Below are 18531 nucleotides of genomic sequence, written 5' to 3'. Positions count from 1 at the left end.
GGCCTCAACTTCAAGTCGTTTTAGAGTTTAATTTTCAATGAATGCAGTTTCCGGTACAAATGCGTGCGCTCCATGCCGATGGCCGAGGCCAGTTTGGCGACGCTGCCGCCGTTCTTTTCGAAATGGTATTCCAGGTAGGATTTTTCGAAATGATCGCGGGCTTCCTTCAGCGGCAGGTTGAAAAACTCCGGCACATTATTGCCCAGTTTGGGTTGTTCGGCGATGGAGCCCAGCGCGGTTTTGACTTCATCCAGCTCTATGTCGTCGCCGGCGCCCAATATCATCAGGCGCTGTACCAGATTGCGCAGTTCGCGCACGTTGCCGGGCCAGCTGTAGTTGCGCAGGTAGTTTTGCGCCGCCATCGAGAAACGCCGGAACGGCAGTTTTTCATGTACCACGAAATGATCGACATAAAAATTCAGCAGGCTGGGGACGTCCTCGCTGTGGTCGCGCAAGGGGTGTACATCCAGGGTGACTTCATTCAATAAATAGTATAAATCCTGACGGAAGCGGCCATGGTTAACTTCCTCGTCCAGCGCCATGCGGGTCGAGGCGACCACGCGCACGTCGACGCGGACCGCCTGACTGCCGCCAACTCTGAGAAACGAACTGGATTCCAGCGCGCTGAGCAGGCGGGCCTGGGTTTCCGGGTCCATGCCGCCAATTTCGCCCAGGAACAGCGTGCCGCGATGCGCCTGTTCCAGCAGGCCGCGGTAAACCCGGCCATTATCCTCGCGGCCGAAAAATTCCACGGCGGCGTTTTCGGGCGAGATGCTGCCGACCGAAACGTCGATAAAGGCGCCGTCGCGGCGCGGACTGTTGTTATGCAGATAGCGGGCGAACATTTCCTTGCCGACACCGGCTTCGCCGACGAACAGCACCCGGGTGTCGTGTTGGGCCAGCCGTTTGACCTTGTCCTTGGTACGTTCCACTACCGCGCTTTTGCCGACCGGGTCCACGCCTATCATCAATTGTTGCTTCAGTCCGGCATTTTCGCGTTGCAGCGAGCTGGTTTCCAGAGCGCGCTCGACGATCAATAACAATTTGGCCAGCGACAGGGGTTTTTCCAGGAAGTCGTAAGCACCCAGCCGGGTGGCTTCCACGGCGGATTCCACCGAGCCATGGCCGGACATCATGATCACCGGGCATAAATGATCGTCCTCGGCCACCCATTCCCGCAACAAGGTGATGCCGTCGCTGTCCGGCATCCAGATATCCAATAAAATCAGATTGGGTGGGCGCTGGTTTTTACGTGCTTTCGCTTCGGCGGCGTTTTCGGCCATCGCTACTTCATAGCCCTCGTCTTCCAGAATTTCCGAAACCAGTTGACGAATATCCTGTTCATCGTCGACGACCAAAATGTAAGGTGCTTGTTTGCTCATGCGCTGTTTCCAAATTCAAAGACCGGTAGCTGGATCACAAAGCCAGCCCCGGCATTATATGACGTATCCACCCAAATCACCCCGCCATGTTCTTCGACGATTTTTTTGACAATCGCCAGGCCCAGACCGGTACCCTTGGCTTTGCTGGTGACGTAGGGTTCGAAGATGGTTTCGATCTGCTCGGCCTGCAAGCCGCTGCCGTTGTCGTAAATGCCGAGTTCGGCGTATTCGGTATTGTTGCGGCTGGCTTTGTTGACTTTTATCTCCACCCGGCAAATCCCGCTGGTGGCTTCCTGGGCATTTTTGATCAGGTTGTGCAGCACCTGGCGGATGCTGACCGGGTCGACCTCGACCAGGACCCGGCTGGAGGCGAATGCATTGGCAAACACAATCCCAGAGGGTTGGTACAAGGCCAGCACTTCCTGAATCAGCTCGATCAGGTTGATTTTCTCCACCTGTTTTTTGGAAGGGCGGGCGTATTCGGAAAAATCGTCCACCATGCGTTTCATGGCTTCCACCTGTTGCACGATGGTACGGGTACCGCGCTGCAGAAATTCCTGCGAGGTCTCGGGAAGTTCCTTGGCCAGCTTGTGCTGCAGCCGTTCGGCGGAAAGCTGGATGGGCGTCAGCGGGTTTTTGATTTCATGCGCCAAGCGGCGCGCCACCTCGCCCCAAGCGGCGTTTTTCTGCGCCTGAATCAGATCGGTGACGTCGTCGAACACCACCACCGCGCCCATGCGGCTGCCGTCTTGTAAAAATAGCGGCGTGCCGCGGCAGAGCAGTTCCTGGCGGCCGTTGGGACCGAGGAAGACGATGCGCTGCTCCCAGATGTCGTCGGCTTTTTCCAGCAGGTGTTGAATGGTTTCCAGTACTTGCGCCAGTTCGGCGTGTCTGCCGGCCAAATTGGACAGGGTTTGATTGACGAAATGGCTGACCGGGATGTGTAAAATCCGGTAGGCGGCTTGATTGGCGGTGCGGATCTGAAAAGATGCATCGAAACCTATCACGCCGGCGGTCAGGTTGGCGAGTATGGTTTCCAGGTAGGCACGCTGGTTTTCCACCTCCAGGCCGGCGGCGCGGGTTTCTTCGCTGGAACGGGCGATGCGCTTGGTCATCTGGTTGAAGGATTCCACCAAAAAGCCCAGATCGTCCTGGCTCATGACCGGCAACTGCCGTTTATAGTCGCCTTCCGCCACGGCCTGGGTACCTTTCACCAGCTCTTTCACCGGCGCGACGATGTTGCGGATGCTGATGAAGGCCACCCAGATGGCGGCCAGCAGGCTCAACAACAATACCAGCAGCAGAATCAGCGAAAAACTGGTTTTCAGGGCGTTGCGCAGGAAGGTCATTTCCTGATAACGGATGAAGGCGAATTCGATCGAGTCCGCCAAGTCGGTTACCCGCAACGGAATCGGATAAAGCACTTGTAAAAACCGTCGTTGGTCGCGGTCTATCGGCAAGATGATGCGCACCATCATTTCGTCGTTGTCGCCCGGATCGAAGGCAAAATATTCCTTGTTCTGCCGCAATTGTAGCCAGATTTGATCGTCAGGCAGATGCGGCAGAATATCGCTGGGATTGCTGCTGCTGGAGGCCAGAACCCGGCCCTGGCTGGAGAAGGCGGCAATCTCGATCGCCCCGGAGTCGGCCCACAGTGAGCCGATTTCCATCGCGATCAGGGTGTCGGATTTGTCTTCCAGTTTTTCGGCGATCTGGCGGGTTTGCTTGATGTGCCAATTCATGCGTTGCGCCAGCGAGGATTGGCTGAGCTCCAGGGCGTCGTCCATGGCGCGGTCGATTTCGACGTTGAACCAGCTGTCTATGCCCTGATGTAAAAACTGCACGGAGAAATAAAACACAATCGCCGCCGGGGCCAAGGCCAGCAGCACGAATAAAGACACCATGCGGGTAGTCAGCCGCGAGCCGGCCTCTTTCTTCTTGAGTTCCCGGACCAGCGAGTAGGCGTTGACCACCACCAGGATCAACAAGGTGATCGAGCCCAGGGTATTGATGACCAACAGCCAGGAGTGCATCTCGCTTAGTTCGGAGGATTCCTGGGTGGAACTGCTCATCAACTGCAGCGACAGCAGGATGAAACCGAACAGGATCAGAATCGAGACGCTGGCCGGCAGCTTTATTTTTGAATAGGCCATAGTGTCCAGTCACTGGAAAGAAACCACTGGGGGTCCAGATAAGCGAAGGGTCGCAGGGGAACCGGCAAGTCTTCGCGCTCGAATTGGCATTTGACGGCTAGATAATAACGCTGGCCCGGCCGTGGGGAAATGGCGCCAAGCGGGGTGCTGTCGCGCGGATTGGACATGTAGCCCAGGGCGGCATTCAGGGTTAAAAACATTTCGCTGGCCTGATTCGGCGCGAGTACTTCGTATTGGTTCAGCAGGGCGTGAAACCGGATCCGATAAGGCAGTTCCCGGCTGTAAACGGTACGGTCCCATAGTCGGCCGACGGCACGGAGTTTTAACAGCACCCGCCAGTTTAGCGCTATGCCTTTATGCAGGGCTTCCTTGGCGCTGGGGCTGAGTTGATAATCGATTTGGGCTTGTAGTTGCGGGCCGGAATCGGTTTCGACCAAGTCGGCCCGCCGGATGATGGCGGCATAAGGGTTGGCCGCGCCCGCGCTTGGCAAAAGACTCAGACATAAAAACAGCCCGACACTAAGGATTCCGTCCCTAATGATTTCCCTCTCCCGGAGAGAGAGGGAGCGGAATGCGGAAGTTATTGCGGGCGGAACCCTAAACGGCTTTGCCAAGCTTGGCATAATAAAAACCGTCCATCCGACGGTCGCCGGTAAGAATTTGCCGGCCATGCGGGCGAGGCTGGCCCCAATCGGCGCTGATGACCAGTTCCCGGGCATCGGCATGCCGGTTTAAAAAGGCCGCGATTTGTTGCTCGTTTTCCTGTTTCAGGATCGAGCAGGTGGCGTACAGCAAAGTCCCGCCCGGCGCCAACAGATCCCAGCATGCTCCAAGAATTTGCGCCTGCAAGGCCCGCAAGGCGGCAATATCGGACTCCCGCCGCAGCAGCTTGATATCTGGATGGCGGCGAATCACGCCGAAGCCGGAGCAGGGGGCGTCCAACAGAATGCGGTCGAATAGTTGGCCGGCGGCCCAGTCTTGCGGGTTGGCGGCATCGGCCGCCAGGGTTTCGGCATGCAATTGCAGCCGATGCAGGTTGTCCGTCACCCTTTGCAGACGGCCGGCGTCGATGTCGACGGCCAGCAGGGATTGCAAACCGGGTTGCCGTTCCAGAATGGCGGCGGTTTTGCCGCCCGGCGCCGCGCAGATATCCAGCACCCGGTCACCGGCCTGGGCATCCAGCAAGCCGGCGGCCAGTTGCGCGGCCACGTCCTGTACCGATACGCGACCCTCGGCAAAGCCGGGCAATTGATCGACATTCATGGCTTCGTCCAGTATCAAGGCCGTCGGACAATGGGCAACGACTTGCGCGGCCATGCCTTGCTGATTCAGCATGCGTAAATAGTCTTCGCGGCTGTTTTGGCGCAAATTGACCCGCAGCGCCATCGGCGGCGGCAGGTCGTTGGCGGCCAGGATGTGCCTATATTGCTCCGGCCAGTTGGTTTCAATTTGCTCGATTAGCCACCGGGGATGGTTGAGTTCGGCTTGTCGATCGGTCGCGCATTGCGCCGCCAGCGTTTCGCTGTCGCGCAAATAGCGTCTCAGAACGGCGTTGACCAAGCCCTTGGACCAAGGCTTGTGCTTGGTGGCGGCCACGGTTTCGGATACGGCGGCATGCGGCTTGACCCGCATGTATTGCAGTTGATAAAGGCCGACCAACAGCAAGGCCTTGATGTCGCCGTCCTTGGCTTTCAAGGCTTTGTCGAGTAAGTGCCCGAGCAGGCAATCCAGGGCGAAGTAATGCCGTATCACGCCATAGCAGATGGCTTGCGCGAAGGCTCGGTCCTGATGATCCTTCAGTTTGGGCAGTTGACTGTCCAATGCCGCGGTCAGCGATTGGCCGTCGCCGATTACGCGCGACAAAATTTGCGCCGCGCAGCCGCGTAAATTCATGATCCCAGCCGGGCGCCATCGGCGGCGCGCGCGTTCAGGAAGTCCTGGCCGGAAATGCGCTTGCCGCCGGGTAGCTGTACTTCCAGCAGGCGCAGCACGCCGTCGCCGGTGGCCACGTCCAGATGATGGTCGCCGCAATCGATGCCGCCGGCCGGCAAGTTACTGGATTTGTCGGTCAAGGCGCAATGCCACACCCGCAGGATTTCGCCTTTGAACAGGGTTTGCGCCACCGGCCAGGCGTTCAGGCCGCGAATTTTGCGGTCCAGCTGAATCGCCGTGTCCGTCCAGTCCAGCAGGGCTTCGTGCTTTTCCAGTTTATGCGCGTAAGTCACCAGATTTTCGTCCTGGGGTTCCGCATTGACCGTGCCTTGTTGATATTGGTCCAGCACTTTGACCAAGGCTTCGGCGCCCATTTGCGCCAGCTTGTCGTGCAGACTGCTGGACGTGTCGGTGGCGCCTATGGGGCATTCCGCCTTCAGTAGCATGTCGCCGGCATCGAGTTTTTTCACGACTTTCATGATGGTGATGCCTGTCCTGTCGTCGCCGGCGATCAGCGCTCGGTGGATCGGCGCCGCGCCGCGCCAGCGCGGCAGCAGCGAGCCGTGCACGTTGATACAGCCCAGCCGGGGCGTGTCAATCACCGCTTGCGGCAAAATCAAACCGTAGGCAATCACCACCATCAAATCGGCGTTTAAAGCCGCCAGTTCGGAAACGGCTTCGGCGGCCTTGAAGTTTTCCGGTTGATAAACCGGAATACCGTGGCTTTGCGCCAGTTGCTTGACCGGGCTGGCCGTCAGTTTGCGGCCGCGACCGGCCGGGCGATCGGGTTGGGTGTATACCGCGCAAACTTGATGATTTGATTTCAGGATGGCTTGCAGGGTGGGTACGGCAAATTCCGGCGTGCCGGCGAAAACGATTCTCATGCGGGTCCTTAGTGGCCTTGCTGTTTATGGATTTTGTCCAGCTTGGCCTTGATGCGGTTGCGCTTGAAAGCCGACAGATAATCCACGAACAGCTTGCCTTGCAGATGATCCATTTCGTGTTGGATGCACACCGCCAGTAAATCGCGGGCTTCCAGTTCGAAACTTTCGCCGTCGCGGTTCAGGGCTTGTACCTTGATGTGTTCGGCGCGGCTGACTTTCTCGAAAAAACCGGGCACCGACAGACAGCCTTCCTCCGATTCCTCCACGCCGTCCTGGGCGATGATTTTCGGGTTGATCAGGCAAATGGGCTCGTCCTTGTCTTCACTGACGTCCATGACGATGATCCGCTTGTGTACGTTGACTTGGGTGGCGGCCAAGCCTACCCCCTTGGCGGAGTACATGGTCTCCAGCATGTCGTCGACCAGGGTTTTGATGTTGTCGTCGACTTGGCTGACTTCCTCGGCCACGGTACGCAACCGTTTATCGGGAAATTCCAGAATCGTTAAAATGCTCACCTATCACTCCGCTAGCTAATCTCGAGGGCGGGATTTTAGCCGGTTTTGCAAAAAATCGGTATCCAAGGCTTGATGGCGGGCCTGAAACGGAGGGTTTTGGCGGCAGGCGGCCGAAATCCCGCGCTACCCGAGGCAATAGCCGAAGGCGCGATTGCGGCCCAGGCTTTTGGCTTGATACAGCATGCTGTCGGCTTCGTCCAGCAAAGCGGATGACGCTTGATTTGCCTGTGGGATCAATGAGGCATAGCCCAGGCTGATCGTGACCCAGCGGGAAGCGCTGGAATGGGTGTGGGGTATTTGCATCGATTCGATGCGGTGGCGCAATTGATCCGCCAACTGGCGGGTACCGTCGGTATCGGTTTCCGGCATCAGAATCACGAACTCCTCGCCGCCGTAGCGGGCCACCAAGTCGCCGGGCCGGTTGACCGTGGCGGCGAACATGGCGGCGACCTGTTTCAGACAGACATCGCCCTCGCCATGGCCATGGCAGTCGTTATATTCCTTGAAGTGATCGATATCCACCATGATGATGCCCAGCGGCAAACGATTGCGCTGCGCGCGTTTCCATTCGACTTCCAGCATCTGATCGAAGCGCCGCCGGTTGGGAATGCCGGTCAAGCCGTCGATCCAGGCCATGGACTCCAGCATGTCGGTAGTTTGCTTCAGACGGATGTGATTGCGTATCCTGGCCTTTACCACGGGCAGATAAAAGGGTTTGGTAATGTAATCCATCGCGCCGAGGTTGAGCCCGAATTCTTCATTGGCGGCTTCGTTCAAGGCGGTGACGAAGATGATGGGAATGGCGTTGGTGTGCGGGGAGTTTTTCAGGCGGCGGCAGACCTCGTAACCGTCTATATCCGGCATCATCACATCCAGCAAAATCAAATCCGGCAAATCCTGGCTGGCAATGACGCGTAGCGCATCCTCGCCGCTGGCGGCGACTTTGATCCGATAATCCTTGATCAGATTTTCCGCCAGTACCTGAATGTTGGTGGGCGTATCGTCTACGATCAGAATCAATGGCTTGGGGGGTTCGCGAGTCATGCGGGTCCTGTCTGTAAATACTGGCTGATGATGGCGTCCAACTGAACTAGGGTTTTTTCCGCTTGCCGATAGTCGATAGTATTTATCTGTTTTTCAAATTTGAGTAGCAATGGCTGTAAATTTTGCGAGGGCAGTGCGTCTTTTAGCGCATTTATCAGTTCGTGCGGCACGAAGTCGTTGCCCTCGAGCAACATTCGCAGATGTCGGACGAAGTTATTGGCGACGGCCCAATCGGCGGCGGCATACTCCGGCGAATTCGAAGAATCGCCGAACAGGGCGGCGGTCTGCCGCAGGTTTTCAAGAGCCTGGGTTAGGGCCGCGGTATCGATTTCGGCCGGAGCGCCGGCCGCGACGGACTCCTCCAGGCGGGCCGCGGCTCGACTGAGTTCGGTCGCGCCGATCACGCCGGCGGCGCCTTTCAGGTCGTGCAACCATCTGGCCGCGCTATCGGCGTTTTCCGAAATCCCCGGTTGGCTGAGTCGGGCGGCCGAGTCGGCGAATTTGTCGCAAAAGTTATCCAGCAGGCGTTTGAATTTGACCGCATTCAACCCTATGGTTTTTCGAATGTAATCCAGGTCGAATCCCGGCAATTCCGCCGGAAAAAACAGCTTGTCCGGCGAGGTCTTGGCGGCGGGCGCCGGCTGTGCCGTCTTGGCGTGGGGCTTGATGCAGCGTATCAGTACCTCGATCAAGGTTTGCGGCAGCACCGGTTTGGCCAAATGGTCGTTCATGCCGGCGGCGCGGCAATCATTACGTTCCTTGTCCTGTACCGCCGCCGTCATGGCGATAATGGGCAAGTCGGCAAATTGTTTATCCTGGCGAATGATGCGGGTCGCCGCCACTCCGTCCAGTTCCGGCATTTGCAGATCCATCAGCACGGCGTCGAAGCGGGTCTGGCGCACGGCTTCCACGCCCTCCCGGCCGTTATTGGCCACGGTAACGATGAGGCCGGCGCTCTCCAGGTATTCGCGCGCCACCAGTTGGTTGATTTCGTTATCTTCCACCAACAGAATATGCGCGCCGCGGATGGCGGCGGCCATGGCGGACAGCTCCGGCCGGTCCTGCTCGGCGACGTGGAAGGTCTCGCCGCCTTGCAGGCGGGTCAAAGTATTCAACAAAACGGAAGGCATCACCGGCTTGACCAGTATGTCGTCCGGTTTCGCTTCGCCGGCGGCGCTCAATAGTTTTTCCCGGCTGAAGGCCGTGACCATGATGATCACGGGCGCGTGGCGGATTTCCGCCTTGCGCACCATGTCCTTGATGGCGCGGGTGACTTCCACGCCGTCCAGGCCGGGCATTTTCCAGTCCAGCAATACCAGTTCGAAATCCTGGCTCTGATCGTTGGCCGCTTTCAATTCCGCCAGAGCGGCTTCGCCGTTGGCGGCCTCCACCACCTGAAAGCCCCAGGCCTGCATGATGTCGCGCAGGATTTGGCGGGAAATGTCCAGGTCATCGACGATCAGCACCCGCATGCTATGCAATTGAGCGTTGGCGTGGCCGGCTCCGACTTCCTCCGGCAAGGGCAGCAGCAGGCTGAATTCGAACACGCTGCCTTGCCCGGGTTGGCTTTGCACGCTCAACTCGCCGCCCATCATTTCGATCAGGCTTTTGCTGATGGTCAAGCCCAGGCCCGTGCCGCCGAAACGGCGGGTAATCGAACTGTCGGCCTGGGAAAAGGCTTGAAACAAATGTTCCAGCTGTGCCGGCGTCATGCCTATGCCGCTGTCGCGTACCGAAAATTTCAGGGTGGTAAAACCGTGCGCGGTCGCCAGTTGTTCGACCTTAAGATGAATTTCGCCGATATCGGTGAATTTAACCGCGTTGCCGACCAAGTTGTTCAGTACCTGCCCCAGGCGCAGGGCATCGCCGATCAAGCGGCTCGGCAGGTTGGGGTCGAGTTCCAGAACCACCTCCAGGCCTTTTTCCTCGGCCCGGACTACGAACAGGTTCAGCACGTTTTCCAGCATTTCCTCGAGGGAGAAGACTTCGTGCACCAGCTCCATGCGGCCGGCCTCCACCTTGGAGTAGTCGAGAATATCGTTGGTAATCGCCATCAGCGCCATCGATGAGGTGTGGATTTTTCGCAAATAATCCAGCAATTTCGGGGGTGGGTTGGTGTTGAGAGCCAGGTCGGACAGGCCGACGATGGCATTCATCGGGGTGCGGATTTCATGGCTCATATTGGCCAGGAACAAGCCCTTGGAGCGAGCGGCCGCCTCCGCCTCCTCCTTGGCCTGCAGGTATTCCGTGGTGCGTTGCGCCACTTCCTGTTCCAGGCGGTCGCGGTGGCGGATCAGATTTTCATCGCGCAGTTGAATTTCGGTCAGCATGGCATTGAAGGCCCGCACCAGGTCGCCGATTTCGTCATGGCCGCGCGGTTTCACCCTGAGACCGTAATCTTTTTGATTGCCGATGTTGCGGGCGGCGACGGCCAACTCCTCTATCGGTCCGGAAATAATGCCTTGCAGGCGGTTCGCCAGCAGATAGACCAAAATCAGCGCCAAGCCGGCGGCGATCAGGCTCTTGCCCAAACCCGCCAATTGGTCGTTCCATTGCGCGGTGAAATCGGCTTGCAGCAGCACATAACCGATCAGTTCGCCGTTTTTTATCACCGGCGTGAAAAGTTCCGCGCGCCGGCTCCAAAAATCCGTGCGCAACTCGCGGAACGGCCGCTGAAAATCGTCCGGCGTGGCGGGGGCGATATCCGTCCGGCTCCAGGAAGACAGGACTTGGCCATCGGCCGATATCATCCAGCTGGCAAGGATTTCCTGGTGTTCCCTCAAGGATTCCAGCAGGCGCCGGGCTTCGGCATGATCGGCAAAAGCCAGCGCGGCCTGGCCGTTTTCGGCCAGGACGTCGGCTAGGCCGGACAGTTCCTGCAGCGCGTTGCGATATTGCTTGAAGGCTGAGCTGACCATCATCACGGACAGGCTGACGAACAGACAGGCGGCGCAACTCAGCATGATGATGGAAACCAGCTTGCGGCGTAGGGACCAATTGGAAAAACCTGATAAAGCGCGCAATGGACTATCTCCCGTACACATGGGTTGCGATGTTCAGTAACTGACCCGGCAAGTGCAGTCCGGCCTTGCGGATCGTTTCCAGGTTGACTTCGAACACCACTTTGTTGTCGCGAACCACCAAGCCTATGCCGCCGCCTTTTTCCGCGAAATTCTCGATATCGGACAGGGTCAGGGTGGGCGCGTTTCCCAAGGCGTTGAGTATGACCAGGAAATGCGCTTGTTCGCTGAGGCCGATATATAGCAAGTGGCAGCCGCTTAGGGAAAGGTTGGCGTAATTATGCCGGACCAGGCGCAATCGACGTTCGCCGATATTGCGTCCGTTTAAAGTCTCCAGGAAGCCTTCCAGCGGATTGTTGCCGATCAGGCACAATGAAATGTCGCTGTTGTCCGGCTCGCCCTCGGCGGGCCACTCGACAAACTTGGCAAAATTGTACAAATAGGCGGCCTTGACCTGGGCTTCGGACAGGCTGTCCGCCACCGGCAATTGCCATGTCCCCGGCAACCAAGCAAGGCCAAACGCCAGAACCATGAACGCGGCGCGGCGCCGGCGTTTCGTCGGCGAGTGAATTTGAAATCCTTTACGTTTGCCGGGATGCGTCATGCCTTGGGTTGGAGTGAGTCAAGTCGTAGTGGCGGATGAAATTCAATGCGCATGCGCAAACCTTTGGAATCGGTTGAACGGCATGCCGGTTCCACTCATGCGCGGGAATGACGGTCCGGGCGGAGCGTTCCCAAGGCAGTGTAGCTGTTTTTTTGCAAAACCGGCCTCATTCGGCGAGAGGCCGGCGGGCAAAACGGCCGATTTCGGCCCGATTCATAAGATGCCGTTTTTGGCCGGGCAACGGCAATAACCGTTGAGTTCCACATAGGCCTGGCCGTTGACGGTGCCGCTAACACCGCAGGCACCTTCCCAATAGACCGGTCCAATCCAGAGCTTATGTTGGGCGTGCAACTCCTGATCCTTCAGCAAGGGTTGCACGCTGAATTTTTCGCCGCGAACCTCGATTTCCCAACCGGAGGGGTAGCTGCAACCGGTGCTGGGGCTGATCCATTGATCCAGCACGGTGACCTGAAATTCGTGCGCGGCCAGGGTTGTGGTAAGGCCGTTCGCATCCGTGATGGAGCCGGATTTTTCCACCTCGGAATCATTGCCCTTGAAGTCGAACAACATGATTTGCCGGTTGTCGTCCAGTTCAATGGCAAACCATTGCCAGCCTTGTTGAATGGCTTGATAGAGTTCGCCGTATTGGCGATCGAACCAGCTGTTGCCGCTAAGCTCGAAAGTCTCGCCGGCTATGGTCAGGGTGCCGCGGGTGGTCATCTTGGGGCGCGAGTAATAATAAGTGTAGCCACCGAAACGGTAGGGATGGGCATCGCCGCCGTAATGCAGGGCGGGCGGCTGGCTGGCAATCAGTTCGATATCCAGCACATAATCGCCCACTTCGGCATGCAGGCGGTCATGGCCGTCGCCGCCGACGGCGGTGACGCGGTTGTCCTTGCCGGAGCTCAACTTGAAGCCGTTCTTGCCGCGTTGCGGCAGGTGAAATTCGACAAATTCCTCGAACGCGAAGCGTTTGCCGTCCACATCGGTTATGGCGGCTTGTACCAGTTGGTCGCGCATGATCACAAAGCTGTCGAAGCTGAAAAACACCACTTCGAAACCGAAACGGCGGCCGTCCCCGCTGAATAAATGGCCGGTCCAATACCACCACTGCACCTGCTCGGTCGGCAGAAATGCGTCGTCGGCGGGCAGTTCCACCGGGCCGATTAGGCCGCGCCTGGGCATGAACAAGCAGACGATAATACTTGCCGCCAGTAACAGCCAAGGTAACAGCGCGGGCTTGATCAGGCTGATCAGCAGTATCAGTCCGGCCATGATCCAGGGCAGTTTTTTCCACAGTTTGCTCATCGTAGCTACTCTCCGGGCAGGTTGAAAAATCAAAAATTCCAGCTGAATTTGCCGTAAATCGAACGCGGTATCTCGGTGGCAAAATCGGTCAGGGAAACGGCGGCCGAGTCTCTGAATTCAAGATGTTGCGGCGCGAACAGGTTTTGCGCCACCACCGACCACTCCATGCCGGCAATCGGTTCGTAGGCGAAACGGGCGTCGAAGGTGGTATAGGCCGCTACACTCTGATTGCTGGCGCTTAAACGGCCGACATGACGCATGGTCATGTCCAGGTGAGTGTTGCCGGTCATGTCGATCTGCCAGCGCAACAGGCCGCGATGTCTTGGACTCAGGCCGGCGGTATCGGGATTGTTGGGGTCCAGGGGGCTTTCGATTTTCAGGTGGCTGTAATTGCCGCTGAAGCGCATCCAGTCCAGGACGTTCCAGTCGGCGGATAGCTCGATACCGCGGGTGGTGATTTCCCGGCTCAGATTGGTCCACAGCATGGGCTGGGTCACCAAAATCGACGGTACCGTTTGTACGGACGGGGTGCCGCGATTGAGCATGATGAGGTCGGTATAGTGATTGCTGAAAGCGGTCACGTCGGTGGAAAAGCGGTTGCTCCATTGCGCGCGGTAACCGACTTCCGCGCTGAAAACTTTTTCCGCCTTCAGGTCGGGGTTGGCTTGCGCCATGATCTGAACAGGAAGCGGAAACGGGATGGGGGCTATCGTTGCGCTGGTTGCGCCCAGCGCTATGCCCGACTGGGCTTCCCCGCGCGACGGAATTCGCGCTGCCCTGGAAACCGAGGCCCAGACCGAGTGGCTGCTGTTCGGTGTCCACAGCAGTCTGGCGTTGGGTTGCACTTGGGTGTTGCCGAAATGACTTTCCTCGATTTTGCTGCCCAGGGTCAAGCGCAAGGTATGATCGATCAAGGTGATGTCGTCCTGCACAAAGGCACCGCCCTGCTGATAGCCCAGACTGTCGGGCGTAAAGGTGATCGAGGAACTGCCCACGGTTGCGCTATGAATGTAGCGGTAATTGATGCCCCACATCAAATCGTGGCTGGGGTTGGGGTGCAGGCGATGTTGAAAATCGATGTCGAAGATGTCCTGGCTGTCGGACAAGGCGGGCGCGGTGAAATTGACCCTGTCGTAGTAGCCCTGCAGGATGAATTCCGAACCGTCGCCGAGATTCCCTTCCCAACGCGATATCAAATTGGCGCCGTCGGCCAGGTCATCCACGCTGAATGCCGTATTGAAGGGCGCGGACACCGTGGAAGGCTGTACGGTATTACCGACTTTTTTTCGGTAAACGTCGCCTTGCACGGTAAAGCGGTGATTGCCGGACAGGCGTTCATCGATCCGAAAGCCGCCTTGTACCGAGCGCCAATCGTCGTGTTGCCGCTCGCCTTGGCTGTTTAGAAAAGCTTCCCGCTCGAATGCTTTTGCATAGACCCTGTAACTGCCGTCGCCGCCGGTTCGTCCGCCGTGCCGGTAACCGACGAAACCTTGTTCCTGATTGCCGCCGCCGGCCACGAACAGGTTGCCCTGGGTATCCTTGGTTTTTTTGGTGATGATATTGATGACGCCATTTACCGCATTGGCGCCCCACATCACCGCGCCGGGTCCGCGGATGACTTCGATGCGTTCTATGTCTTCCAGCAGGGTGTCCTGCAAATTCCAGAACACGCCCGAGAACAGCGGGGTATAAACCGTGCGGCCATCCATCAATACCAGTAATTTGTTGGCATATCGGCCGTTGAAACCGCGCGACGTGATGGCCCAACTGCTGGCGTTGATTTGCGCCACTTCGATGCCGGGCGCCAAGCGCAATGCCTCCGGAATGCTGGTAACGCCGGCGCGGCGGATATCGTCCTGGCTGATGATGAAGGCCGCCGCCGCCGTGTTGGACAGCGATTGCGATTTTCTGGAAGCGGAAGAAACCTCCATTTGCATCAGTTCGCTAATGGACAGTTCCTCGATGGCGGAAGCAGCATCGTCCGCCGCCTTTGCCGACTCGGGCAAGGCGAGTGTCAGCGCGGTCGGTACTAACAACAGGCTTAGCGTGCTTTTTAGCTGTTTGGGGCGGATAGGATAGTGTCGCATCGTCTTATTATTATTGGAGAGCGGATCGATTTTTCCTATTTATAAGCCATGTTCGGGCCGGAGGTGGCGGAAATTTTAATCCGCCGCGCCAATAGGCGCCGCGCAAGCGTTTGCGGCGGATTTGCCGTTGCCGATTTCCCTATGAGTATGCGTTGCGAAAGCCCATGGCGGCGCGCGCGCGGACAACGATGGCGAGCTTGCGCAATTGTCCGGCAAGTCAGTGTAAATGCTTGTAATTTATCGTTGCGCATGCGATAGCCATTCAGCTGTGTCAGCGTGAAGAATAGCGCAAAATCGCAAGTCGGCTTTTTGGGCTGCCGCAATTGCATGCTCGGCGTGGGCTGTTTTTGAGCAAACAGCCCGAGCGGGATTTGATTTTAATTTTAGCGACCTGGACGCTCAAGCGCACATTTTGCTACAATCAAGCCTATTTTTGGGCGCGTGGCGCCGAATAATTACACACCAGGTCTTTCACACTCATTCCGGAGAACACTCTATGGCAATTAAAGTTGCAATTAACGGTTATGGTCGCATCGGTCGCAATGTCATGCGCGCTTTGTACGAATCAGGTCGCACCAACGAAATTCAAATCGTGGCTATTAACGATCTGGGTGACTCCAAAACCAATGCGCATTTGACCAAATACGACACCGTACACGGCAAATTCCCATTTGATGTTTCTGTCGACGGCGATTACATCATCATCAATGGCGACAAAATCCGTGTGTTCGCCGAGCGCGACCCCGCCAAGCTGCCTTGGGCCGAACTGGGCATCGACGTAGTCCACGAATGTACCGGTTTCTTCACCAGCAAGGCCAAGGCTTCCGCCCACATTAGCGCCGGCGCCAAAAAAGTCATCATCTCCGCTCCGGGCGGCAACGACGTCGACGCCACCGTCGTCTACGGCGTCAACCACACCAGCCTGAAAGCATCCGACACCGTTATTTCAAACGCTTCTTGCACCACCAACTGTCTGGCGCCGCTGGTTAAACCCTTGATGGACACCATCGGTGTGGACCACGGTTTGATGACCACCATCCACTCCTACACCAACGACCAGGTGTTGACCGACGTCTACCACAGCGACTTGCACCGCGCCCGTTCCGCCACCCAGTCCATGATCCCCACCAAAACCGGCGCCGCCGCCGCGGTAGGTTTGGTATTGCCTGAAATGAAAGGCAAACTGGACGGTTTTGCGATGCGCGTTCCAACCATCAACGTCTCCGTGGTTGACCTGTGCTTCCAGGCTTCGCGCAACACCACCAAGGAAGAAATCGACGGCATCCTGCGCGAAGCCGCAGCGGGTCCATTGAAAGGCATTTTGGCCATCAACGACGAGCCCTTGGTGTCGTCAGACTTTAACCACAACCCGCATTCATCCATTTACGAAGCGGGTCTGACCAAAGTCACCGGCGGTAATTTCGTCAAAGTGTTGTCCTGGTACGACAACGAGTGGGGTTTCTCAAACCGCATGCTGGATACCACGGTTGCCTTGTTCAACGCCAAATAAAGGATTTACATGCTGTTACGAAGAACAAAAATCCTGGCTACGCTGGGACCCGCAACGGATAAGCCCGGCGTACTTGAGGAATTGTTCAAGGCCGGGATAGACGTTGTCAGGTTGAACTTCTCGCACGGGTCGGCGCAGGATCATATTAATCGCGCTAATCGCGTCAAGGAACTGAGTAAACAAACCGGCCGCCGGGTCGGCATCCTGGCCGATTTGCAAGGGCCTAAAATCCGCATCGAGCGCTTCAAGGAAAATAAAGTCTGGCTGGAAGAAGGTCAGGCGTTTGCCTTGGATATCAACCTGGGCAAGCTGGACGGCGACAATACCCAGGTCGGTATCAGCTACGAGCCGCTGGCGCGCGAAGTCAAGCCGGGCACCCGTTTGTTGCTGGATGACGGCCGCGTTGTGTTGGATGTGGTGAATGTCGAGAACAACACCCGTGTCAATACCACTGTCGTGGTGGGCGGCGATTTGTCCAACAACAAGGGTATCAACCTGTTGGGTGGCGGCTTGTCCGCGGCGGCCTTGACGGACAAGGACAAGGAGGACATCAAAACCATCGCCATCATCGATGCCGATTATGTGGCGATTTCATTCCCCCGTACCGCGGCAGACATGCATGAAGCCCGTGCCTTGCTGGAAGCGGAAGGTTGCCATGCCGGCCTGGTTGCCAAGGTTGAAAGGGCCGAAGCGATGGAGGTCATCGACGAGATCATCCTGGCCTCCGACGCCATCATGGTGGCGCGCGGCGACTTGGGCGTGGAAATCGGCGATGCTAACCTGCCGGCGGCGCAAAAACTGCTGATTCAGCGTTCGCGCGAATTGAATCGGGCCGTGATCACCGCGACCCAGATGATGGAGTCGATGATAGAAAATCCGATTCCAACCCGCGCGGAAGTGTTTGACGTGGCCAACGCCATTGTCGACGGTACCGATGCCATCATGTTGTCGGCGGAAACCGCCTCCGGCAAGCATCCGGTCAAAACCGTGCAGGCCATGGTACGCATTTGTCTGGAAACCGAGAAGCAACCCAGCGTGACCCAGTCCATGCACCGGATGGCCGACAAGTTCGAACGTATCGACGAAGCCATTGCGATGTCCGCGATGTATATGGCCAACCATACCAAAATCGCCGGTATCGCCTCTTTGACCGAGTCGGGTTCGACACCGCTTTGGATGTCCAGAATCAGCTCCGATATCCCCATCTATGCCTTCAGCAATCAGGAACGCACCTTGGGCCGGGTAACTCTGTACAAAGGCGTGTTCCCCATTCCATTTTCCAAGGAAAAAATGGACTCGCCCAGCGTGACGCAAAGCCTGACCAAGGCTTTGAAGGCGCGTGGGGTGGTGAAACCGGGCGATGCATTGATTCGCACAAAAGGCGATTTTAGCGGTACCAGCGGCGGCACCAACTCGCTGAAAGTCATTAATGTAACCGAAGATTAAGCTCTCCGGCGCACGACGGCCGAAAGGAGGCACCGCCAAGCGGTGCCTCCTTTTTTTTGCTTGAAATTCCGCCCATGGCAGCGGCAAACGCGTTTCAATCCGTACCGAAGCCGACAAATTTCATGACCTGCACCGTCGTCGAATGGTGGTCGTGTTTACCCGCCCGGAAACCGTGCAAATTATCCTTAACAGCTGGCAATACCAACGCCAACACACAGGTTTAAAACTCTACGGCTACGTAATTCAGGAAAACCATCTGTACTTTATCGCCCAGGCGCCGGAACTGGACCAATGCGTTGCCGGCTTCACAGCTTATAACGACCGCCGGATCATCGACCACCTACAGCAGAAAAAAGCTGAGCGCCTGCTGCAATGCCTGCATTTCGCCAAAGCGGCCCATAAACGAGACCGCGAGGACTAGTTATGGCAAAAGGGCGTACATGCCGAAATGATTTTGAACGAAGCGATGATGCGGCAGAAGCTGGACTACATCCACGCCAACCCGGTTAAACGCGGTTATGTGAGCTTACCGCAGCATTGGCGTTATTCCAGTGCCGCCAACTACGAAGGCTTGGCGGGGGTTGATGGAGATTGATGTTTGGTGATGGACGCTGGAGCGTCCGGGACTGCGTTCCCACGCGGAGCG

The 18531-nt window shown here is 57.3% G+C and carries 15 protein-coding genes; 4 read left to right on the top strand and 11 right to left on the bottom strand.

The window, feature by feature from the left end:
* Window positions 1-20 precede the first annotated feature (20 nt).
* The 11 genes from NP590_RS17350 to NP590_RS17300 form a co-directional block, all read right to left on the bottom strand.
* Complete coding sequence (locus tag NP590_RS17350) at window positions 21-1382, bottom strand: sigma-54-dependent transcriptional regulator (protein ID WP_256603916.1); 1362 nt, start codon at window positions 1380-1382, stop codon at window positions 21-23.
* On the bottom strand, window positions 1379-3535 hold the full coding sequence (locus NP590_RS17345) for a sensor histidine kinase (RefSeq protein ID WP_256603915.1): 2157 nt from the start codon (window positions 3533-3535) through the stop codon (window positions 1379-1381). The genes NP590_RS17350 and NP590_RS17345 overlap by 4 nt, the downstream gene beginning before the upstream one ends.
* On the bottom strand, window positions 3517-4026 hold the full coding sequence (locus tag NP590_RS17340; protein WP_256603914.1) for a DUF4390 domain-containing protein: 510 nt from the start codon (window positions 4024-4026) through the stop codon (window positions 3517-3519). The genes NP590_RS17345 and NP590_RS17340 overlap by 19 nt, the downstream gene beginning before the upstream one ends.
* Window positions 4027-4132: 106 nt before the next feature.
* Window positions 4133-5428: a 16S rRNA (cytosine(967)-C(5))-methyltransferase RsmB gene (gene rsmB, locus NP590_RS17335; protein ID WP_256603913.1), complete on the bottom strand. Its 1296-nt coding sequence runs from the start codon at window positions 5426-5428 to the stop codon at window positions 4133-4135.
* Window positions 5425-6351, bottom strand: a complete 927-nt coding sequence (gene fmt, locus NP590_RS17330) for a methionyl-tRNA formyltransferase (protein ID WP_256603912.1) — start codon at window positions 6349-6351, stop codon at window positions 5425-5427. Before fmt ends, rsmB begins: the two co-directional genes overlap by 4 nt.
* Window positions 6352-6359: 8 nt before the next feature.
* Window positions 6360-6866 carry a peptide deformylase gene (gene def, locus NP590_RS17325; RefSeq protein WP_256603911.1) on the bottom strand — a complete coding sequence of 169 codons (507 nt, stop codon included), beginning with the start codon at window positions 6864-6866 and terminating at the stop codon, window positions 6360-6362.
* A gap of 123 nt (window positions 6867-6989) precedes the next feature.
* On the bottom strand, window positions 6990-7910 hold the full coding sequence (locus NP590_RS17320) for a diguanylate cyclase (RefSeq protein WP_256603910.1): 921 nt from the start codon (window positions 7908-7910) through the stop codon (window positions 6990-6992).
* Window positions 7907-10933, bottom strand: a complete 3027-nt coding sequence (locus NP590_RS17315; RefSeq protein ID WP_256603909.1) for a response regulator — start codon at window positions 10931-10933, stop codon at window positions 7907-7909. Before NP590_RS17315 ends, NP590_RS17320 begins: the two co-directional genes overlap by 4 nt.
* Window positions 10934-10937: 4 nt before the next feature.
* A complete protein-coding gene (locus tag NP590_RS17310; protein WP_256603908.1) occupies window positions 10938-11462 on the bottom strand; it encodes a YfiR family protein in 525 nt (174 codons plus the stop codon).
* A gap of 285 nt (window positions 11463-11747) precedes the next feature.
* Window positions 11748-12842, bottom strand: coding sequence for a lipocalin-like domain-containing protein (locus NP590_RS17305; protein ID WP_256603907.1), 1095 nt, complete (start codon window positions 12840-12842; stop codon window positions 11748-11750).
* Between the two features lie 29 nt (window positions 12843-12871).
* A complete protein-coding gene (locus NP590_RS17300) occupies window positions 12872-14929 on the bottom strand; it encodes a TonB-dependent receptor plug domain-containing protein (protein WP_256603906.1) in 2058 nt (685 codons plus the stop codon).
* 496 nt (window positions 14930-15425) lie between these two features.
* On the opposite strand from NP590_RS17300, the gene gap reads away from it, so the two are divergent.
* The 4 genes from gap (at window position 15426) to NP590_RS17280 (ending at window position 18480) form a co-directional block, all read left to right on the top strand.
* Window positions 15426-16439 (top strand): type I glyceraldehyde-3-phosphate dehydrogenase, encoded by a 1014-nt coding sequence (gene gap, locus NP590_RS17295; RefSeq protein WP_256603905.1) that lies wholly within the window; start codon window positions 15426-15428, stop codon window positions 16437-16439.
* 9 nt (window positions 16440-16448) lie between these two features.
* Window positions 16449-17885 (top strand): pyruvate kinase, encoded by a 1437-nt coding sequence (gene pyk / locus NP590_RS17290; RefSeq protein WP_256603904.1) that lies wholly within the window; start codon window positions 16449-16451, stop codon window positions 17883-17885.
* Between the two features lie 151 nt (window positions 17886-18036).
* The gene (locus NP590_RS17285) at window positions 18037-18306 is read left to right on the top strand and encodes a hypothetical protein (RefSeq protein ID WP_256603903.1); all 270 of its coding nucleotides are present in this window, start codon (window positions 18037-18039) and stop codon (window positions 18304-18306) included.
* 33 nt (window positions 18307-18339) lie between these two features.
* Window positions 18340-18480 (top strand): hypothetical protein, encoded by a 141-nt coding sequence (locus tag NP590_RS17280; RefSeq protein ID WP_256603902.1) that lies wholly within the window; start codon window positions 18340-18342, stop codon window positions 18478-18480.
* Window positions 18481-18531: the final 51 nt, after the last annotated feature.

It is taken from the genome of Methylomonas subterranea (assembly GCF_024505185.1).
Taxonomy (GTDB): domain Bacteria; phylum Pseudomonadota; class Gammaproteobacteria; order Methylococcales; family Methylomonadaceae; genus Methylomonas; species Methylomonas subterranea.
The sequence above is the reverse complement of the archived record's forward strand: the minus strand, read 5'-3'. Positions and strand labels throughout refer to the sequence as shown.

What these genes read in the sequence shown, in the direction of transcription:
- NP590_RS17345 (WP_256603915.1), bottom strand. Translation starts at nt 3,535, where the DNA reads ATGGCCTATTCAAAAATAAAGCTGCCGGCCAGCGTCTCGATTCTGATC.
- rsmB (WP_256603913.1), bottom strand. Translation starts at nt 5,428, where the DNA reads ATGAATTTACGCGGCTGCGCGGCGCAAATTTTGTCGCGCGTAATCGGC.
- NP590_RS17305 (WP_256603907.1), bottom strand. Translation starts at nt 12,842, where the DNA reads ATGAGCAAACTGTGGAAAAAACTGCCCTGGATCATGGCCGGACTGATA.
- fmt (WP_256603912.1), bottom strand. Translation starts at nt 6,351, where the DNA reads ATGAGAATCGTTTTCGCCGGCACGCCGGAATTTGCCGTACCCACCCTG.
- NP590_RS17300 (WP_256603906.1), bottom strand. Translation starts at nt 14,929, where the DNA reads ATGCGACACTATCCTATCCGCCCCAAACAGCTAAAAAGCACGCTAAGC.
- NP590_RS17310 (WP_256603908.1), bottom strand. Translation starts at nt 11,462, where the DNA reads ATGGTTCTGGCGTTTGGCCTTGCTTGGTTGCCGGGGACATGGCAATTG.
- NP590_RS17320 (WP_256603910.1), bottom strand. Translation starts at nt 7,910, where the DNA reads ATGACTCGCGAACCCCCCAAGCCATTGATTCTGATCGTAGACGATACG.
- gap (WP_256603905.1), top strand. Translation starts at nt 15,426, where the DNA reads ATGGCAATTAAAGTTGCAATTAACGGTTATGGTCGCATCGGTCGCAAT.
- NP590_RS17350 (WP_256603916.1), bottom strand. Translation starts at nt 1,382, where the DNA reads ATGAGCAAACAAGCACCTTACATTTTGGTCGTCGACGATGAACAGGAT.
- pyk (WP_256603904.1), top strand. Translation starts at nt 16,449, where the DNA reads ATGCTGTTACGAAGAACAAAAATCCTGGCTACGCTGGGACCCGCAACG.